Annotated in this window: 15 protein-coding genes and 1 tRNA gene; 8 read left to right on the plus strand and 8 right to left on the minus strand. The window is 53.0% G+C overall.

Going from position 1 to position 19,145, the window contains the following annotated elements:
* The first annotated feature begins 312 nt into the window (after positions 1 to 312).
* The 7 genes from KO503_RS05740 to KO503_RS05770 are packed head-to-tail and all read left to right on the plus strand — an operon-like array spanning position 313 to position 8,668.
* Positions 313 to 1,437 carry a BMP family ABC transporter substrate-binding protein gene (locus KO503_RS05740; RefSeq protein WP_215990608.1) on the plus strand — a complete coding sequence of 375 codons (1,125 nt, stop codon included), beginning with the start codon at positions 313 to 315 and terminating at the stop codon, positions 1,435 to 1,437.
* Positions 1,438 to 1,439: 2 nt separating this feature from the next.
* A complete protein-coding gene (locus KO503_RS05745) occupies positions 1,440 to 3,014 on the plus strand; it encodes an ABC transporter ATP-binding protein (protein ID WP_215990609.1) in 1,575 nt (524 codons plus the stop codon).
* Positions 3,011 to 4,066 carry an ABC transporter permease gene (locus KO503_RS05750; protein WP_215990610.1) on the plus strand — a complete coding sequence of 352 codons (1,056 nt, stop codon included), beginning with the start codon at positions 3,011 to 3,013 and terminating at the stop codon, positions 4,064 to 4,066. The genes KO503_RS05745 and KO503_RS05750 overlap by 4 nt, the downstream gene beginning before the upstream one ends.
* A gap of 1 nt (position 4,067) precedes the next feature.
* Positions 4,068 to 5,003 carry an ABC transporter permease gene (locus tag KO503_RS05755; RefSeq protein ID WP_215990611.1) on the plus strand — a complete coding sequence of 312 codons (936 nt, stop codon included), beginning with the start codon at positions 4,068 to 4,070 and terminating at the stop codon, positions 5,001 to 5,003.
* Positions 5,000 to 6,418 carry an 8-oxoguanine deaminase gene (locus tag KO503_RS05760; RefSeq protein ID WP_215990612.1) on the plus strand — a complete coding sequence of 473 codons (1,419 nt, stop codon included), beginning with the start codon at positions 5,000 to 5,002 and terminating at the stop codon, positions 6,416 to 6,418. The genes KO503_RS05755 and KO503_RS05760 overlap by 4 nt, the downstream gene beginning before the upstream one ends.
* A 10-nt stretch (positions 6,419 to 6,428) precedes the next feature.
* The gene (locus tag KO503_RS05765) at positions 6,429 to 7,310 is read left to right on the plus strand and encodes an aromatic ring-hydroxylating oxygenase subunit alpha (protein ID WP_215990613.1); all 882 of its coding nucleotides are present in this window, start codon (positions 6,429 to 6,431) and stop codon (positions 7,308 to 7,310) included.
* An 8-nt stretch (positions 7,311 to 7,318) separates the two neighbouring features.
* Positions 7,319 to 8,668, plus strand: coding sequence for an amidohydrolase family protein (locus KO503_RS05770; RefSeq protein ID WP_252730955.1), 1,350 nt, complete (start codon positions 7,319 to 7,321; stop codon positions 8,666 to 8,668).
* Positions 8,669 to 8,672: 4 nt separating this feature from the next.
* Here the strand turns inward: KO503_RS05770 and add are convergent, their stop codons facing one another.
* The 4 genes from add to KO503_RS05790 form a co-directional block, all read right to left on the minus strand.
* Entirely contained in the window at positions 8,673 to 9,716 is a 1,044-nt protein-coding gene (gene add / locus KO503_RS05775; protein WP_215990614.1) for an adenosine deaminase, read from the minus strand.
* 385 nt (positions 9,717 to 10,101) lie between these two features.
* On the minus strand, positions 10,102 to 11,223 hold the full coding sequence (locus KO503_RS05780; protein ID WP_215990615.1) for an ABC transporter permease: 1,122 nt from the start codon (positions 11,221 to 11,223) through the stop codon (positions 10,102 to 10,104).
* Complete coding sequence (locus KO503_RS05785; RefSeq protein ID WP_215990616.1) at positions 11,220 to 12,437, minus strand: ABC transporter permease; 1,218 nt, start codon at positions 12,435 to 12,437, stop codon at positions 11,220 to 11,222. The genes KO503_RS05780 and KO503_RS05785 overlap by 4 nt, the downstream gene beginning before the upstream one ends.
* Before the next feature lie 4 nt (positions 12,438 to 12,441).
* The gene (locus tag KO503_RS05790) at positions 12,442 to 13,440 is read right to left on the minus strand and encodes an HlyD family secretion protein (protein ID WP_215990617.1); all 999 of its coding nucleotides are present in this window, start codon (positions 13,438 to 13,440) and stop codon (positions 12,442 to 12,444) included.
* Between the two features lie 179 nt (positions 13,441 to 13,619).
* On the opposite strand from KO503_RS05790, the gene KO503_RS05795 reads away from it, so the two are divergent.
* A complete protein-coding gene (locus KO503_RS05795; RefSeq protein WP_215990618.1) occupies positions 13,620 to 14,282 on the plus strand; it encodes a TetR/AcrR family transcriptional regulator in 663 nt (220 codons plus the stop codon).
* 451 nt (positions 14,283 to 14,733) lie between these two features.
* Here the strand turns inward: KO503_RS05795 and KO503_RS05800 are convergent.
* From KO503_RS05800 to KO503_RS05815, 4 genes are all read right to left on the minus strand, one after another.
* Positions 14,734 to 14,823: transfer RNA gene (locus KO503_RS05800), tRNA-Ser, on the minus strand.
* 112 nt (positions 14,824 to 14,935) lie between these two features.
* Positions 14,936 to 15,652, minus strand: a complete 717-nt coding sequence (locus tag KO503_RS05805; protein WP_215990619.1) for an alanyl-tRNA editing protein — start codon at positions 15,650 to 15,652, stop codon at positions 14,936 to 14,938.
* Positions 15,649 to 18,081: a DUF3772 domain-containing protein gene (locus KO503_RS05810; protein WP_215990620.1), complete on the minus strand. Its 2,433-nt coding sequence runs from the start codon at positions 18,079 to 18,081 to the stop codon at positions 15,649 to 15,651. Before KO503_RS05810 ends, KO503_RS05805 begins: the two co-directional genes overlap by 4 nt.
* Positions 18,081 to 19,112: a cysteine synthase A gene (locus tag KO503_RS05815; protein ID WP_215990621.1), complete on the minus strand. Its 1,032-nt coding sequence runs from the start codon at positions 19,110 to 19,112 to the stop codon at positions 18,081 to 18,083. The genes KO503_RS05810 and KO503_RS05815 overlap by 1 nt, the downstream gene beginning before the upstream one ends.
* Between the last annotated feature and the right edge of the window lie 33 nt (positions 19,113 to 19,145).

Raw genomic sequence — 19,145 nt, forward strand, 5'->3', positions numbered from 1 at the left:
GCAACGACTGAATATTTAATATCAGAATCACTTAGAGAGGCGAAATCCACGACCGTCAAGTGTTGTTTTGAAAGCAACATTGAGGTGCAAACTTAGCCTCTATTCAGCATCATTTACTTTTGGAAACGTGGTGTCACACACAAAGATGAGACGGACAAACCGCCTTGTCGCTGACACGAATTTCGAGGTTTGGCTGCTGGCGCATCACGCTGGCACCCAAACATTCCATCTAAGCGCGTTCAGTCGCACCCTCATCCCTAATGGTCGCACAAAGGGGATGAGGCAGCATAAACAGATAAGAGGTTTTTCCTTATGATTTCGACCAAATCCCTATCCCGCCGCGGCTTTTTGAACATGGGTGCCGCAGCTGGCGTAGGCCTTGTTTTGCCTAAAACCGGCCTTCTCCAGCCTGCACATGCAGCAGCCCCACTCGCCCCGGTCGCAGAAGAAAATGCACATATCGCGTTTGGGCACACTGGCCCGACCTCTGACGAGGGATGGACTTGGGCGCATGACCAAGGCATGAAAGCTGTCGAAGCGGCATTCCCAAAACTGCGCACATCTTATGTGGAAAGCATCCCCTATTCAGCGGATGCAACACGTATTTACCGTCAATTCGTGGCCGATGACGCCAACATGGTCTTCGCCACATCGAATTACGGAGACTTCCTATATGACGTCGCAAATCGTGCGCCAAACGTGGCATTCTATGAATGTGACGGCCGTAGCGCACTCGACAATCTTGGCACTTACTATGTATCGCATTGGTACCCATCCTACATCGCGGGGATCGCTGCGGGGGCCATGTCACCCTCAGGAAAATTGGGTTATGTTGCATCTTTCCCTGTGCCTTCCGTCTATTCTGGCACCAATGCTTTCCTTATGGGCGCACGGACGGTCAACCCCGAAGCAACACTGCAAACCATCGTGATCAACAGCTGGTTTGACCCGCAAGCGGCCACACAGGCCGGCACAGCTTTGATCGATAATGGCTGTGACGTACTCTTTGGTATCATGGATGAAGCGGGATATTTGCAGGTTGCAGAAGAACGTGGCGCTAAAGCCGTCATGTGGAACACCGATTTGCGCCGCTATGGCCCTAACGCCTATATTTCATCAATCATCGTGGACTTTAACGCCTTTTATGTCGAACAAGTCCGCCGTCGTCTTGCTGGCGAATGGACCCCGACCCAAGACCTTTTGCCCTTCGGCAGTGGCGTAGATGTCGACGCATGGGGCGACACAGTTCCTGCGGATGTCGCCGCAAAAGCCGATGCCGTCAAAGCGTCAATCATGGACGGGTCCTTCAACCCGTTCGTAGGCGAAATCAAGGACAGCAAAGGCAACGTCAAAGTCGCCAAAGGTGAAACCATGACCGAGCAAGAGCTCTATCATTGGAATTGGTCCATCGAGGGCGTGTCAGGTTTGGACACGTAAAGATGGCGCGGCAAACCGCATCGATCCAACAGCGTCTCGGGTTAGCACCCGGGACGCCACCTATTTTGGCGCTGAAAGGTGTCAGCAAATATTTCCCTGGTGTTATCGCCAATGAAGATGTCGATATCGATGTCTATCCCGGTGAAATTCACGCCCTTTTAGGGGAAAACGGCGCGGGCAAATCAACCTTGATGAACATCGTAACCGGCATCTACAAAATGGATGCGGGCGAAGTGATCATTGAAGGCCATGCGCGTGATTTTTCGTCGCCCACGGATGCGATAGAAGCGGGCATTGGCATGGTACATCAGCATTTCAAGTTGGTGCGCGCGTTTACCGTGGCTGAAAACATTCACCTCGGATGGCCTCAAACCCCGAAACGTATTTCAAAGCGCCACTTAGAAGCCCGCACTCACGCACTTGCACAAAATTTAGGCTTGGCGGTGAAACCCGAAGCCATCGTCGCGAACCTATCCACGGGCGAACAACAACGCGTCGAAATTCTCCGCGTTCTTGCGCGTGATGCCAAACTTCTTATCCTTGACGAACCCACCGCCGTGTTGACCCCCAAAGAAGCGCGCGAGCTTTTTACAGCTCTGCGAGCATTTGTGGCGCGAGGGAATGCGGTTATTTTTATCTCGCACAAACTCGACGAGGTGATGGAGGTGTCCAACCGCGTGACTGTATTGCGCGGCGGTAAAAAAGTGGCAACGGAATGGACGGACACTTGCACAGAAAATAGCCTTGCGCAGTTGATGGTCGGACGGGAAATCGTCTTGACCGAGACACAAAAGAAAACAGCGCCTTCAATCAAAACCGCTCCCATTCTTAATCTGTCAGATATCAGCCTGACGACAGATCAGGGAACGGTCCTGAACAACATATCGTTTGATCTGGCTGCAGGCGAGATTCTTGGCATCGCAGGGATTGCCGGCAATGGGCAACGCGAATTGACTTACGTGATGTCCGGTCTTTCCACGCCCAGCTCTGGCATACTGACCCTTGATGGCGAAGATGTCACAAAAGCTGGCGCACGGACCATGGCGCAAATGGGCATCGGCCACATCCCTGAAGATCGGCTTCATTCCGGCATGGCCCCGACCTTATCGATCACGGACAACGCTGTTTTACGTGAATATGCTCAACCGCCATTGACGCGCAAAGGCTGGTTCTCACCGAAAGGTGCAGCCAATTTGGCTCGTGAAATTGCGAAGGTCGCCGATGTGATGGTGCCTGATTTCAATATGCCTGCACGCAATCTGTCCGGCGGCAATCAACAACGGCTTGTTGCGCGGCGCGAAATGCGGATTGCAGAAAAAATATTGATCGCCGCATACCCTTCTCGTGGGCTCGATGTTGGCGCGATCAATACGATGATGCGCTATTTCATTGAGTTGCGCGACCAAGGCGTCGCCGTGGTTCTTATTTCCGAGGAACTGGAAGAATTGATGAATTTCTCTGACCGAATTGCCGTCATGTTTCACGGTGAAATCATGGGCATCATCCCCACAAAAGACGCCGATGTAGAACAAATCGGTTTGATGATGGGCGGCACACGGCAGGAGGATCTGACATGAACTTGATACGCCTTCAACGCATGCCAATTGCCACGCCGCGCGTGGCCTTTGCCTTTCGGGTGGCTTCGGTGCTTTTAGCCCTTTTCACCACTGCGATTGCCTTGTCTATAAGTGGGCGCAGTCCGGTTGCTTTGGGAGCAAAGGTCATTTCCTCAACCTTTGGATCGTCTTTCGGCCTAGAGGATCTGGCCCTTTTGTTTTCGCCTTTGGTCTATTGCGGCCTATCCGTTGCTGTCGCCTTACGCATTGGTGCGTGGAATATCGGCGCAGAGGGCCAGTTCAATTTCGGAGCATTTTGTGCAACGGGTGTTGCCCTGTTTGTACAGGGGCCGACTTGGGTCATCCTACCTTTGATGGCCCTTGCGGGAATGATCGGCGGCGCGTTGTGGATTTTGATCCCGACATTGGCGCGTGCTTATGCTGATGTTTCAGAACTTATCACAACGCTTTTGATGAATTTCGTTGCCATATTATTGGTCTATTGGGTCGCGACCGGCCCATGGCTTGATCCGTCGGGCATGGCTTTGGCGACAACGTCACGGCTGCCTGTGTCTGTGCCTACCCTTTGGGGGATTGTGCATTGGGGGCCTCTCGTCGCTATCTTTCTGGCAATCGCATTGGCGCTTTTTGTGACCTATACACGTTGGGGATACGAAGTGCGGATCGCAGGCGCCAATCCGGGGGCAGCTCGCTATGCAGGTATGCCGGTAAAAACCCAATTGATCGGCATCATGCTGTTGTCCGGCGCGATTGCAGGGCTTGGCGGCATGATGGAAGTGGCTGGGACGGTGGGACGCTTGCAAGGCGGCATATCAAACAATTACGGCTATATCGGCATTATGGTTGCCGTGCTCGCACGGGCTGCTCCCATCGGGGTCTTGGCCACAGCATTTTTCATGGCGGTTCTTTTGAATGGCGGCATTGTTTTGCAGTCACAAGGGTTAACCACTCATACTGTTCTGGCTGTGACTGGCCTTATCCTTTTGTACGCTGCCATCGGTGACGAAATGGCCCATTACAAAATTCTACACACCAAAGCGAAGGACATCTGACATGGATATTATTGCAGGTCTGATTCAAACCGCATTCCTTGCGGGAGGCGTCTTAGCCTTAGCGGCTTTGGGGGAAGTTTTGGCCGAACGTGTCGGGGTTGTTAATCTTGGCGTAGAAGGCTTGATCGCACTGGGCGCCATGTCTGCTGTGGCGACAGTTGTCAGCACTGGGTCTGCATGGCTTGGGCTGTTGGTGGCGCTTTTTGTGGGATTTTGCTCTGGCATGATTTTTGCAACCGCAACGGTGATTATACGCGCCAATCAAATTCTGTGCGGTCTGGCCCTGACTTATATCGGAACAGGCATGGCCGCCACGATCGGCAAACCGTTTTCCGGCTCGCCCGTACCCGTAACATTTGAAGATCTTCACATTCCGTTCCTGTCCGATTTACCATTTTTCGGCCGTGCATTTTTCAGCCACAACATATTGGTTTATGTGATCTTTCTCGCGCTTCCCTTAGCATTGCATTACATGATGTTTTACACGCGCCATGGCTTGAATATGCGGGCCGTTGGCGAAAACCCTGCGGCGGCGGATGCTGCGGGTATTTCTGTGATAAAAATGCGGTTTTGGTACACATCCTTGGGGTCTGCATTGGCTGCAGGGGCTGGGGCCTATCTCACTTTATCCTTCGTTCCAAGCTGGTCGGAAGGCGTGGTCGCGGGGCGCGGCTGGATTGCTGTTGCTCTTGTTATTTTTGCCGGTTTCAGACCCATCAATGCCGTGCTGGCAGGGTTGCTCTTTGGCTTTGTCACAGCGCTCGGTTTTACCGGTCAGGCCCGCAACTGGCCTATCGCATCCTCAATATTATCAATGTTGCCTTACCTCGGGACGATGGCTTTGATGATTTTGCCTGTGATGACATGGCAACGCATGCGCCGCCTTATGGCCGCCCCTGAAGGCATCACTGCGCCTTATTATAGAGACCAAAGATGACATCTATTCTTTTCAAACACATCTCTCATCTAGCCACATTTGACGGGCCTGACCGTGATGCAGGTACGGAAATTTCTGATGGGTTTATCCTGATCCACGACAATATCATTATCGCTTGCGGCCCCATGGCAGACTGCCCCGAGGGTGCAGAGCGCACCGCAGATCGTGTGCTTGATCTGTCGGATCACATAGTGATGCCAGGCATGGTCAACACGCATCATCATTTTTACCAGAACCTCACCCGCGTTATGGTTCAAGATGACGAATTGTTTGTCTGGCTTAAAACGTTATATCCGATTTGGGCACGGCTGGATGATCGCGCGATGGCCACAGCATCGCGTATGGCGATGGCAGAACTGATCATGTCGGGCTGCACAACAAGCTCGGATCACCAATATATCATGCCGAACGATTGCACCCTCGACACGCCCATCCGTGTGGCACAGGAATTGGGCATGCGCTTTCACGCAGCACGCGGCGCAATGAGCCGTGGCGAAAGCAAAGGTGGATTGCCACCAGACAGCTGCGTAGAAGAGGAAGAAGATATCCTGAAAGACGCCGAACGCCTGATCGGCACCTATCACGACATGTCAGATCATGCGATGACGCGGATCGTCCTTGCGCCATGTTCGGCTTTTTCTGTCACGCAAGGTTTGATGAAAGATGCGGCGGCTTTGGCGCGCACCTATGAAGGGGTTCGACTACATTCTCACATCGCCGAAGTCCTGTCCGAAGAAGAATACTGCCTAGAAACCTATGGCATGCGATCTGTGGCATATGCGGAAAGTTGCGACTGGTTGGGGCCGGATGTCTGGTTTGCCCATTCCATTTTCCTAAATAACTCAGAAATCAAAACCTTTGCCGAAACAGGCACCGGTGCAACCTTTTGCCCCTCCGCCCATATGCGCTGCGGGCTTGGCATCATGCGCGCACGCGAAATGTTGGATGCAGGGGTCACAGTCGGGCTTGGCGTAGATGGGTCAGCTTCAAACGATACCTCCAATATGTTTTCCGAAGTCCGTTTTGCGCAGTTCTTGCAACGTGTCGCGCCGGATCGCTACTTATCTGAGACACCGGGGGGACGCGGCGGATTTGGTGGCACACCTGCGGCGATGTCGGCGCGCGAGGCGCTTTGGATGGCGACACGCGGCGGGGCAAAAATATTAGGCCGTGATGACATTGGACAGATTGCACCGGGAAAATCCGCCGATTTGATCGCCGTCAAGCGCACACAGCTTGGCATGGCCGGCACGCAGCGTGATCCCTTGGCTGCACTTGTTATGTGCGGGCCATTTCATGTGGATTACTCTTTCATCAATGGTGTCCCTGTGATCGAACAAGGGGCCTTTACCCGTCTGGATATTGATGCAGCACTGCGCGACCATGCCCAAACAATGGATCGAATATACGCATGAGGAATGCCCTATGACTCAGACACTGGACAAAGCCACACTTGATCAATGGTATTGCATTCAAAACCTCGCGGATATTCCCAAAACCGGTGTGCGCACGCGACTTTTGGGTGTTGATCTCACCATTTCCGGTGATAGCAGCGCCCCTATGGTTACAGCATGTGAGGACACAGGCAATCGGCCCCTGCCTGTGCGCCAAAGGTACGGTTATCTTTGGTCGACATTGGGCCTTCCAAACACAGACGTACCGGATATTCCTGAAGCCGAAGAAGCCGATCGTCGCTATGTGCCTTGCGGGGCTGTCAAAGTCCGATCTTCTGCGCCACGAGTGATTGAAAACTTTTTAGACATGGCGCATTTTCCGTTTGTCCACAAAGATATATTGGGATCCGAAGCCCATTCCGAAGTCGAGAAATACAAATGTGAAATCAGGCGTGACGTTGATGAAGTCTGGGCAACAGATTGCGTTTTCACCCAACCGCTCGCTGCGAAATCAGCAACAGAGCCCCTGCGCACCGATTACATTTACCGCGTAACCACGCCGTTTACGGTACTGTTGTACAAAACCTGCCCCATTTCACAAACACGTTGGGATGTTATCTGCTTGTTTGTGCAACCGATGGAACCGGGTCTGTCTCGTGCTCATCCTGTGATGTTCTTATTGGATGTCGATAGCAGCGACGCCGACTTAATCGCCTTTCAACAAGTCATCTTTTTACAAGACCGGATCATTCTTGAAAACCAGCGCCCGCTTCTTTTGCCGTTGGAAGCACGCGTTGAGACACCGACCCGCGCAGATGCCACATCTATCGCCTATCGTCGTTGGCTTAAAGAAAAAGGCTGCGTTTACGGCACGACGCTTGGTCCAGCCCTGCCCGAAAATCACGTAGCCTGAGACAAGACATGACACAAATGGACATCAACGACCTACGCGGATGCAAAGTCCTATTCTCTGGGTATCACGCACCACAGATCGGCGTGATCGAAGCCTTTCACGACGCGGTTCTAGCACTTGATGAACGCGGCACCATTGTATCTATTGAGGCAAATGGGGACCCCAGCGAAGCCGTTAGATTACCCAAAGACTGGATTTTGATCCCTGGTCTCGTTGACTTACACGTCCATGCCCCACAGTACGCTCAACTTGGAACAGCGCTGGATGTTCCACTTGAGGACTGGCTGCAAACATACACCTTTCCCTTAGAGGCACGGTTTTCCGATCTGACTTATGCCGAGCATGTGTATTCCACCTTGATAGACGATATGTTGGCGATTGGCACAACAACAGCGCTTCATTTCGCAACGGTCCATGTGCCAGCCACACAGCGCTTGGCCGAAATTTGTCTGACCAAAGGGCAACGGGCGCTCGTCGGTAAAGTCGCCATGGACGACCCAAATCAATGCCCGCCAGATTACCGTGATGCCTCTGCACAGGCCGCCATCGACGGCACCCGCGCTGTGATCGATCACATCAACACCCTGCCTGACAATGACGGCATGGTGTTTCCCGTCATCACGCCGCGTTTCATTCCGTCGTGTACTGATGCCTGTCTTGAAGGTCTAGGACAGCTCGCGGCAGAAACTGGGGCACATGTTCAAAGCCACATATCAGAAAGCGATTGGCAACATGGCTATGTGCAAGAACGCTGTGGCTGTTCTGACGCCGAAGCCTTTGAACGTTTTGGCCTTATGCGCGACAATGCTGTCTTTGCTCATGGCACGCATCTGTCAGATACAGACATGGATTTGATGGTTGCACATGGCGCAGGCGTGGCCCATTGCCCCCTGTCAAACGCCTATTTCGCGGGGGCTGTTTTTCCGCTGCGGCGTGCTTTGGACAAAGGGCTTCATGTTGGTTTTGGCTCTGATATTTCTGGCGGACCATCTGGATCGATCTGGGAAACGGCGCGCATGGGCATCAGCGCGGCACGTATGCGCGAAACAGGTGTGCAGGCACAGATTGAATCTGAGACCCGCGGCACACATGATCGGCGAATAGATTTTCGCGAGGCGTTTTTCCTTGCCACACGGGGCGGCGGCCAAGCTCTCGGCTTGCCCGTTGGGTCATTTGAACCGGGCATGAAATTCGATGCCATCGCCATTGATCCGACGCGCCGCGATGGCACTGTACGCATTTGGCCAGACGACACGCCGCAAAACCTTGGGGATCTATTGCTGGAAAAGCTTCTTTATACGGTGTCCAAGCCCAACATTGCCTGCGTCTGGACCGATGCGATCAACCGATTAAAGTGATTTTTTATAAAGATGCGATCGCATGGTCGATATCCGCCGCCCACTCTGTGCGCCATTGCCGTTTTGTTGCATCATCCACCCAAGCATGGTCAATCGTCGCAAGAACCGAAGCTTTTATATCCTCTGGCGAAAATTTTAAGTCTTCCAGTGCAATCTGATATTCAGCGTTCAAATCGGTCTTAAACATCGGCGGATCATCCGAATTGATAGACACCACCAATCCTGCTTCTTTCATGCGCCTGATAGGATGTGATGGAATGGTTAAATCGCGATGTGGCGTGGTGTATTTTGTAGTCGATGGACAGCAGGTAAACATAACGCCCAAATCCCGCGCTTGCGTCATCAGTTCAGGATCGTCGACAACGTTATACCCATGGTCCAAGCGATCGACCTTAAGCGTTTCAATCGCTCCACGCACATAAGAGGCAGGGCCAGCTTCACCACAATGCGCGGACAGTTTAAGCCCTTCTTTGCGCGCGCGGGCAAACACCCCTGCAAAAGGTTCAGGCGGGTACGGTGCCTCATAGTAATCAAGGCCCAATCCAACCAGATCGTCCTCTCGGTTGGCTAGAATTTCGTCCAAATACGCCTCGCCCCGTTCAGGGCCTAGCTCTCGGTTCATTCCAGGGATAATCAAAGACGTCACACCGAAATCGGTCAATGCGTCTTTCATTCCTGCACGAATACCTTTGAATTGCCGTGCAAATGGAACCCCATCATGCGCATGAGGGCTGATGAAAAACTCAATATGGCGTGCCCCGCTGTCGGTCGCCCCTTTAAGCATCTCATATGTTATACGCCGAAAGTCATCGACCTCGACGACGGACTTTGAGATGGCGGAATAGACTGTGAGAAACGCATCAAGGGTCTCATAGTCATATAAGTCTTCAGGTGCATGACAGGGCGGCAAAGCAACATTGTTTTTGCGCGCCAGTTCAAACGCCGTTTTGGGATGAATAGCCCCTTCGAGATGCAAATGAAGCTCAACCTTGGGAAGCGCTTTGAGGCGTTGATACATCGTCATCATCTCATCATATCCTTTAGCCATTCGATCCATGTAGAATTTGCACAAAAACAGCACGCGACTGCATCGTATGAATTGTCTCATTCACAAATTATATTGGAAAGGAGCGCCGCCTCAAATGTCGTCAAAAATTTATTATTTTTCCCACGCGCCTTGTAATTCATCACCTGTGAACGGGACGTTATACAAGGTATAGCATTTATGGCGGCGGACGTCGGATTGGGACACGACTTCGCAGGATTGAACGAAGCATTTGACTAAACAGCACTATACATACACGATCAGACCGCACCGCTGCGTCCCATAAGTTGGCATTTGTACGCCAGAACCATACTCGGATATTAATGTTCGATTAAGACAGGTTGATCTTGCACACATGGGTGCCCGCCCTTTGCCTTCCAAGAATTTTCTACCGTCTGTTGTGGGGCAGCCGAGAAAGCGCGACGGCCAAAGCCGAATAGACAACCACAAGAACAATCTGCGTCTGTATTGCTTTGGCCACGTCCTGCGCAGTGGCCCCCATTTGATCCACTGCAACAAAGGCAGAAATGGCCGTGGATGACGGAACAAGCAATGATATAGTGCGCAGATGATCAGGGATCATTTCAACAGGCCATGAGATGCCCGATAGAAAGAACAACGGCATCCCGATCACCACAAGAAAAAATACAACCCCTTCACGCCAAGGTATGGCCATCGCGATGGCAAATCCCATTGCAATACAGGCACAGATAAACGGAACAGCGATCAAAAATAACGTCACCAGATCGCCAGTACGCGGAATGCTATAAAGATAAGGGATCAACATCTGCGTGAACGCAACCCAGATCATATACAGACCGAAATAGGCCGCAATCGTAGCCCACAAACGTCTCCCAGCTGGCGGCTTACGCCCCGCATGCAGCAGCCCGATCCCCATCAATAAGGTTTGCTGCAAGATCAAGACAAACGCCGCAGGAATAACATAGCTGGCATAGCCGCCCTGTGGATTGAAAACCGAAACATTTGTGACAGTGACGGGCGACAGCATCGTGCGCGCCGTGCTGTCATCGATACCTTGTGCAGTGAGCCGCGCATAATTCACCTGTGCTCCCATCGTTCCCGCAACCGTCGCCACGGCTCGCATAACATTGGAATAGATCAACAGATAGCTGCCATCACTATAGGCCGCCACGGGCGCAGGACGGCTGGCAAGGATATCTGCTTCAAAGCCAGCAGGAATGACGACAATTCCGTACACATCACGTCGATAAAAAGCATCCCGTGCGGTTTCCATATCTGGCGCGGACATAGTCACATCAACCAAATCGGTCACGTCCATTTCACGCACAAGGGTTCGGCTGGCAGTCGACTTGTCCTGATCAATCACGACGACAGGAACATCACGCAACACCTCGCCAACATAAGGTTGCGGGTAAAGGACGCTATAAATCAAAATTCCGACGATCATCGTGGATTTGGCACTGTCATCCGCCAAAAGCGTCCGAATGACCCCAAATACCTCGGCAAGGAAATGACGCAGCTTTATCATGTCTTACTCTCTTGAGGTTCGGCGGTGATATTTTCTATCACAACAGGTGTCTGCGCCATTGTCTTACGCGTCATCAGCCACAACAGGGATGAGAAAACCACAAGTTGAGCGAACAACCATGCCATCGTCGAAAGGGAATACTCTAACGGGGCACCGCGCAAGGTCTGATCTGTCCGCAATTGCAGGTAAGGCGTCAACGGTATGATCACGCCCCAAATTTGGGAAAAAAGTGTCATCCCGAAGCGTGGAAAACTAACGCCCGCAAACCCGAATGACGGTGCCACGATAAGCCCCATCATCCCAAGCGCCCCTGTCGTGTCCTTGGCAATCAAAGCGATCAACGCCCCCATGGCCTGACAGGCCAAGATGAACATGAATCCATTGAGGAAAAACACAAAAATATTGCCACGAAAACTGGCACCAAAAAAGCGAAACAAAACCACATCCCCAAGCAGCAAAACAAACGTGCCGACGAATGTATAAGGCAACAGTTTTCCCAAAATTGCGCGGGTTGGCGATCTTGCAATGCGTTGAAGGCGCGGCATGCCGTTGGGGGAATGGTGTTCGCGCGAAAATGACAAAACCGCAGTGGCACAGATGAATATCTGCATCACTGTTGGCATGATTGCTGACAGCAGGAACTGGATGTAATCGAGTGAGGGGTTAAACAGGGGACTCGCCTGAACTGGAATGGGCGTAATCAAATCCAATGCGCGATCAGTCCCGATGCCCTGAGCCTCTAACAGGCGCAAGGACACACCTGCGGAAAACGTCGAAACGGTCGTGCTTAGGCTGCGCCCAACAATCCCGCCTGCCGTCAAAAATTGGCTGTTGGAAAACACAACAACTTCTGGCTTTTGCCCCAACAACAGGTCATGCTCCATCCCTGCGGGGATCATCAAAATCGCATATGCGCGCTGAGCCACAAGCGCTTGCCGTGCCTCACTGAGCGATGCAAGCTGTTCGACAACTTCAACATCAGCGGCCGCATCGGCCATACGTACAATCTGGCGCGACATCGTTGACCCATCAAGGTCAACAACCGCCACAGGCAGATCACGCGGCAAGCCCGGCGCAAAAATCACTGCCAGCATCAAAAACAGGATCAGAGGCAGCGGCACCAGCATGAACGCAAGCGCAGGTCGTGTCGCAATCTGGCGCAACTCACGACGCCAAACGCGACGAAAACCGGGAGGGAGATGCGAGGCTGTCACTGGCTTATCGATCTGTGCCTGCGGCGGCGGGCCAGTCCACCAAAACGCTCATTCCTGGGCGCAATCCTGTGACCGTCTCAACGGGGTCTGCGCGCACAGAGAAGGTCCGTAAATCAAAGTCACCTGTCGCTTTCGTGGCCCGCCAGTTGGCGTAGCTGCCTTGGACATTTATGGCAGTGACCGTTGCATCGATCAGATCGGCCTCATCCCCCAAAGCAGGAATGCGGGCTTTCAAGGGTTGGCCAATTTCCAGCCCCTCCAAAAGATCTTCTCGCAAATTGAATGTAAACCAAGCGTGGTCGACATCCACGATCGAAATCAGCGGCGCGCCTGCGCTAAACAGTTTGCCCAGCTCTGCGGTGCGTGCAGTCACTTCACCATCGATGGGGGATGTCACCCTCATTTCATCTACGCTGGCAGTGGTCTGTGCAACCGTTGCTTCAGCTTGCTTAATTTGCGCATCAGACACCGCCTTTTGTTCAGGGCTCGTGCCATTGCGCGCTTGGTCAAGACTGGCTTGCGCTGCGACTTGCGCTTGAATTGCGGCAGTCAGACTATTGGCGGCCTGATCATGGGACGCCTGCGACACCACAGAATCGCTGCGCAACTGTTCGAAACGCTCAAAGCTGCTTTGCGCCAGCGTCACGTTTGAACGTGCAGATTCCAACTGAGCTTGAGCGGCAGCGATTGTTTCTGGACGGGTGGAATAAGTTAAATCGCGGTTGGCACGCGCAACCTCAAGTGCAGCTTGAGCGGCAGCAAGTTGCGCATCTAATATCGCACTTTCCATCTGTACGACGACATCTCCGGCGGCAACACGATCCCCGACACGAACGGGTGCCTCAGAAACGCGCGCTGAAATCATCGCCGATAAATCTATGCGTGTTGCCTCGACTTCGCCTTGCACAAGATAGGTCGCAGATTGGTTCACCGTCCACCCTAAATAGGCTGCGGCCCCTGCGACGGCGATCACTGCGATAACAGCGGTTTTGTTTAATTTCATCACATATCCTCGACGTCAGGGTTATTTGGAAAATCACGGTTTTCTAAATTGTTGAGCCTTCCGATGTCAAGCCAAAAACTGACCCTTCATTCGCGTTTTGAGCACATTTGTCGGACAGGCAGCACTCGCCACTTGATTTAAGAAAGTTTCCGTTTTTATAAAGCGATAAAGGAGCCCTCATGACAAAAGACAAAGCGCCCACCACAAAACGGCCACGCGGCCGCCCTTCCCTGCGCACGCAGCAAGAAACGCATGCGCTTTTGATCAAGGCTGCGGCTGAGGTCTTCTTGAGCGAAGGATACGCAGGCACCAGCATCGAAGCTGTCGCTCGCAAGGCAGGCATGTCGACGCGCACGATCTACAAAACAGTCCCTAACAAAGCGAGCCTGTTTCGATTGGTCGCAAACGACGCAATAAAGACAAGCATCGCACATCTCGACACCCCTGCCCGTGAGACAACCGCTGAAAACGCCGCCCTGGCGTTGTCACGCGCCTATTCGCAACTTGTCCTTGGTGAGGGAGGCGTCTTAAATGCCCGCGCCGTATTTGCAGAACAATCCCAATTCCCTGAGTTTCGCGATAATTACTTATCGTCGATCCAAACGGTCGCAGAAGGATTTGATCGCCGGTTTGTCGCGATTTTCACTGACCGCTCATCTCAAAAGGATGTTGACCTTTACGAAGCGGCAGCACTGCTGCGCAGCATGATTAATGGCGCACAAAGGGAAGCCTTGCTAAACCCCAATTATGATGGAACGACCTCTGCTATTTCTGCTTGGTCCGATAAATGCACTCATTTTGCCTTGAAAGCTTTAAAATGCTCGAACGAGGCGGACTCTTAGGCTTCCTGCGCAAAGTTTCCAGTGACGGTCAGCGTTGCACCATCACCAATCCGTACTTACCCGACTATAGCCTTGGGCCTGAACACAGGCAGGCAATTCATGCCCTATTCCCAAACTTTCTGTCACTAAATGTCAGACTCTTCCATCCTTTCTCAACAAAGCGAGCTGGTTTCGCCATCTGAGAAGGCCTGAATTATCGGGCAGATGTTTGAGATATCGCTGCGCGGTCGCTTTTCGTTGTCGCATATACGCCATGCCTCCATCGCTTCACAAGCATCAGCCCAACCTACTCCTTTCAGGTAAAGCCGGAACGTAGGCGAGCTAAGACCCAACATTCGCCTTGTGTAGCAAAATGGGTAGCAAATCTAGGGAGGTGAGATAGAGGCTCCGACCAAGACATATTTAGGCCGTTGATTTTATGCAGAAATAAAAGTTTATATGCAGATTATAATGGCGGACAGACAGGGATTCGAACCCTGGAGACGGTCTCCCGCCTACACACTTTCCAGGCGTGCGCCTTCGACCACTCGGCCACCTGTCCGTTGGCGCGATTTCTAACCGACCACGCTGGGGGGGGCAAGCCCCTTTCCTGATTAAATGGCTCTTTTTACAAAAATTACGTAACGCACTGTAAATATTATATTTTTTACAAATCAATCGAGATAAATGGCGACCCGTCGGTTCATGCGGCCTTTTTTCTCGATCTTGCCAATGCGAATGCGTCCGATTTCCGAGGTGCGTGCAACGTGGGTGCCGCCACAGGGCTGCAAATCAACCTGTTTGATCGCATCCCCAATACGCACCAAGCGCACATGCCCCTGCCCCGTTGGAGGCATCACAGACATGGTTTTCACGATGGAAGGGTCCGCCAAAAGCTCTTCGTCGGTGATCCACATATCGGTGATCTTCAAGTCTTGCTCGATGAGCGCGTTGAGTGCCGCCTCAAGCGCAGCTTTGTCCTCAGGTGGCGCGTCCATCGCAAAATCAAGTCGGCCTTTTTCTGCACTGATGGACCCGCCTGTGACAGGCAGCGGGATCACAACCGACAACAGATGCAAGGCCGTATGCACCCGCATGTGCCGATGGCGTCGCACCCAATCAAGGCGCTGGGTGACCAACGTGCCAACAGAGGGCAAAGGTGCAGGCTCGGCTGGAACCAAAATTATGTCTTCGCCATCATCTTTGATGGATGTCGCGATGTTCAGCGCGCCGCCAGACCATTCAAGTCGCCCACTGTCCCCTGGCTGCCCACCGCCCGTGGGATAAAACACTGTGGCGTCTAGAATAATGCCGCCTTCTGGCGTATGCGCGCAGACAGTGCTTTGCACGTCTTGCAGATAGGCGTCGTCGCGAAATAGAGCTGTGGTCACGTCGCATCATCCTTTAGCTGTGAGCCATTGGCGTCAGCGTCCTGATCCTGTGTTGCGGGCTCGATCTTGGTTTCAGTGTGAAGTGTTGCTGCGCTGGTTGGGCTATTGCCATGCAAAACTTCAGGATTGCGCAGCCAAATGTCACGCTGCGCAAAGGGGATTTCGATATCTTCTTCGACAAAACGACTGGCGATCTGGTGATTGACCTCGCTTGTGACTTTCATAATCGTTGTCACATCAGCCAAAATCGCACGCACTTCGAAATCAAGTGAATCAGCGCCGAAACCGATGAAAAGAACCTGAGGAGACAGGCCCGAGACGATGCCTGGCTGCGCCTCAATAATCTCATGCAAAATGGTTTCAACGCGGCGAGTGTCAGTACCGTAGGCGACGCCAATTTTAAGTGTCACACGCCCCAAAGAATTGCCACGCGTGTAGTTCGTGACCGAATTGGAAATCAGATCGGCATTGGGCACAATCACGTCAGTACGGTCAAACGTCTCGATCCGGGTCGAACGCACAGAGATATCGCGCACAAAGCCCATTTGGCCGCCCACCTCGATCCAATCGCCCTTGGACACGGGGCGTTCGATCAGCAAAATGATGCCAGAAACAAAGTTTTGCACGATGTTTTGCAGACCAAAACCGATACCAACCGACAAGGCCCCCGCCACGAGCGCCAAGGCCGACAGATCGATGCCAGCCGCCATGATCGCCACAACGGCAGATAGGAACACCCCGACATAACCGGTGCCAGAAACAACCGCCTGCTGCCCACCGCGATCCAATCTGGTTTTGGGCAGGATCGTCGAAGCCAAGGCCGCTTTGAGCAACCTTGTGAACCCAAACCCGATGGCAAAAACAATCAATACAGTCAACACATCAGGGATCGACAGTTGCGCATCGCCCAAGGGGATGCCCTGCTGCATCAAGGTCCAAATTTCCCAAAGTTGATCGGGTCTCATGCCCCAAATCAAGGCAAACAAGGGCACAGCGCCGGCAAACAATGCAATCGAAATCAGCACAGGCACCAAGCCATCGACCTCATCGCTATCGCGCCGCACAATGGTGCAATAGAGGTCTGCCACAAATCGCGAGGCGACCAACAGCCCGCTGAGCAGTGCCAAGGACAAGACCGCCGGATAAACGATGCCGATAGCCGCTGGCATATAGCCAGCAGCCCCCAAAAGAACAGCAATCATCGCCGCTGGACGCAGAATTCTTGCGACCGACCGCGTCATAAGTGCGACGAAACCATCAGAGGAACTGCCCGCCTCCATAGGCCCCATCATCGCCTCTTGCACGCGATCCACCGAAATCAATATCTGCGCCAAGCGAAACAGTGAGAAAGCCGTCAACACCACCAAAGGAAAGCGCAAAACATTCAAGCTGCCCACGCTATACCCATCGATTTGCGCCAAATCGGCCAGCAAGGCATTGAGCGCCAACATCAAAGCCATAAGCGTGAAATGGCCTGAGGCTTCGCGCTGCTGTGTGGCGCTTAGATCAAAGGTATCTTGGGCGGCTTCAGTCGCGTAAAACACGCGCGTGGCCAGCCACCTTGCGGCGAAAAAGGCAAAGCCAATCTCAGGCAGAGCTTGAGAAATCGCCTGACCGCGCTCGCCCAAAACCCCCGTGATTTTAGCCGCTTGCACCAAGGCCAGCAGTCCAAGCACAGGCACGATCACCTGCCCCAAGGACCCAACAAAATCGGACACCCCGCGCCCCGCTTGGCCGCTGACAATGCTATGAACTTTTTGAGAGGCCAAATCCGTATATTTACGGCCGCGCAGCAACAAAAACACGGACAAGATCGTCAAGAACACGATGCTCGCGCCATTGGCTTTCAACGTGGCTTGTACTGCTGGTTTGAGCATATTTTCAAACCCAGCACGCCATGCATTTAGCGCCGTGTCAGATATGTCTTTGATCGCTTGCGGCCAAATGACGGGATTGAGCGGCGTTGGACCAAGCTCCATCAACGCTTCGGTTTGACGCGAAATCATGATGCTGTCGATTTCACCAATCAACCCATCCGCACGGGTAAAAGACTCTTCGGCTTGGCGCACGGGCGCTGTCGCAGCCTCAAGCTGTTTGGCCAATTCCGTGCGCCGTACAGCGACATCATTGGGTTCAGAACCGCCCTCTTCGGGTGCAGCGCCCAATGATTTGATCTGCGCTTGCAGGGTTTGAATGCGGGCAGAATTGGCGCTTTGGGCCTCAAGAAATGCGCCTCGCCACGTCACCAATGTGGCGCGTGTGTCCTCAAGAGTTGCATTATCAGGCGCGCCCTCGCGCAACACGGTCTCTACGCCGCTGGCAAAGCTACCCCAATCGGTGTAATTTGGCGCACTTACGTCCTGTGCCCGCAACGCAAGCGGCAGGCACAGAGTTAAAACAATTAAAAATCGGCAAATCTGAGCGCGCATCAACCCTCGTAAACGTCAGGCAAAGCGCGCGGACCACGGTCAAGCCATTTGGGCACAGGAAGGCCTTTTTCTTTCAAGAATTCAGGGTTGAACAATTTCGACTGATAGCGTGTGCCGTAATCGCACAATACAGTTACGATTGTATGACCAGGTCCCATTTCGCGGGCCATTTTCATCGCACCAGCCACGTTCACACCAGATGATCCACCAAGGCACAAGCCCTCATGTTCGAGCAGATCAAAGACAACTGGCAAGGCTTCGTCATCAGGCACCTGATAGGAAAAATCGGGCGTGAAGCCTTCTAAGTTGGCGGTGATACGCCCCTGCCCGATGCCTTCTGTGATCGACCCACCTTCCGATTTCAATTCGCCGGTGGTGTAATAACTGTGCAAGGCCGCGCCCATGGGATCGGCCAAACCGATTTTCACGCCCTTGGGCTGCAACGCCATGCCAACACCCGCCAAAGTGCCACCAGAGCCAACAGCACAGATAAAGCCGTCGACCTTGCCGTCTGTTTGATCCCAAATCTCAGGGCCTGTTGTCTCAATATGCGCTTGGCGGTTGGCGGTATTGTCGAATTGATTGGCCCAGATCACGCCTTCATTGGTTTCACGCGCCAAATGTTCAGCCAGGCGCCCAGAGTAGCGCACATAGTTGTTTGGATTTTTGTAAGGCGCGGCAGCGACCTGCACCAGCTCTGCACCAGCAAGGCGCAGCATGTCTTTTTTCTCTTGGCTTTGGGTCTCGGGGATCACGATCACCGTGCGAAAGCCCAACGCAGAGCCCACAAGCGCCAGACCGATGCCTGTATTGCCGGCGGTCCCTTCGACAATCGTGCCACCTGGTTTCAGCAACCCCTTGGCCACCGCGTCTTGAATGATGTAAAGCGCCGCGCGATCTTTTACGGATTGACCGGGGTTCATGAACTCGGCCTTGCCCAAAATCTCACATCCTGTGGCCTCGGATGGGCCTTTGAGACGGATCAATGGCGTATTGCCGATTGTGTCGATGAGATCTTGGTTCACGCGCATATCAGGGCGCTCCTTTATAATAAGTCGTCTTGG

Origin of the sequence: Pacificibacter marinus (assembly GCF_018860505.1) — a bacterium.
GTDB lineage: Bacteria > Pseudomonadota > Alphaproteobacteria > Rhodobacterales > Rhodobacteraceae > Celeribacter > Celeribacter marinus_B.

Bases quoted from the DNA above. Each gene is read 5' to 3' on its own strand.
- KO503_RS05740 (WP_215990608.1), top strand. From the start codon at position 313: ATGATTTCGACCAAATCCCTATCCCGCCGCGGCTTTTTGAACATGGGT.
- KO503_RS05745 (WP_215990609.1), top strand. From the start codon at position 1,440: ATGGCGCGGCAAACCGCATCGATCCAACAGCGTCTCGGGTTAGCACCC.
- KO503_RS05750 (WP_215990610.1), top strand. From the start codon at position 3,011: ATGAACTTGATACGCCTTCAACGCATGCCAATTGCCACGCCGCGCGTG.
- KO503_RS05755 (WP_215990611.1), top strand. From the start codon at position 4,068: ATGGATATTATTGCAGGTCTGATTCAAACCGCATTCCTTGCGGGAGGC.
- KO503_RS05760 (WP_215990612.1), top strand. From the start codon at position 5,000: ATGACATCTATTCTTTTCAAACACATCTCTCATCTAGCCACATTTGAC.
- KO503_RS05765 (WP_215990613.1), top strand. From the start codon at position 6,429: ATGACTCAGACACTGGACAAAGCCACACTTGATCAATGGTATTGCATT.
- KO503_RS05770 (WP_252730955.1), top strand. From the start codon at position 7,319: ATGACACAAATGGACATCAACGACCTACGCGGATGCAAAGTCCTATTC.
- add (WP_215990614.1), bottom strand. From the start codon at position 9,716: ATGGCTAAAGGATATGATGAGATGATGACGATGTATCAACGCCTCAAA.
- KO503_RS05780 (WP_215990615.1), bottom strand. From the start codon at position 11,223: ATGATAAAGCTGCGTCATTTCCTTGCCGAGGTATTTGGGGTCATTCGG.
- KO503_RS05790 (WP_215990617.1), bottom strand. From the start codon at position 13,440: ATGAAATTAAACAAAACCGCTGTTATCGCAGTGATCGCCGTCGCAGGG.
- KO503_RS05795 (WP_215990618.1), top strand. From the start codon at position 13,620: ATGACAAAAGACAAAGCGCCCACCACAAAACGGCCACGCGGCCGCCCT.
- KO503_RS05810 (WP_215990620.1), bottom strand. From the start codon at position 18,081: ATGCGCGCTCAGATTTGCCGATTTTTAATTGTTTTAACTCTGTGCCTG.
- KO503_RS05815 (WP_215990621.1), bottom strand. From the start codon at position 19,112: ATGCGCGTGAACCAAGATCTCATCGACACAATCGGCAATACGCCATTG.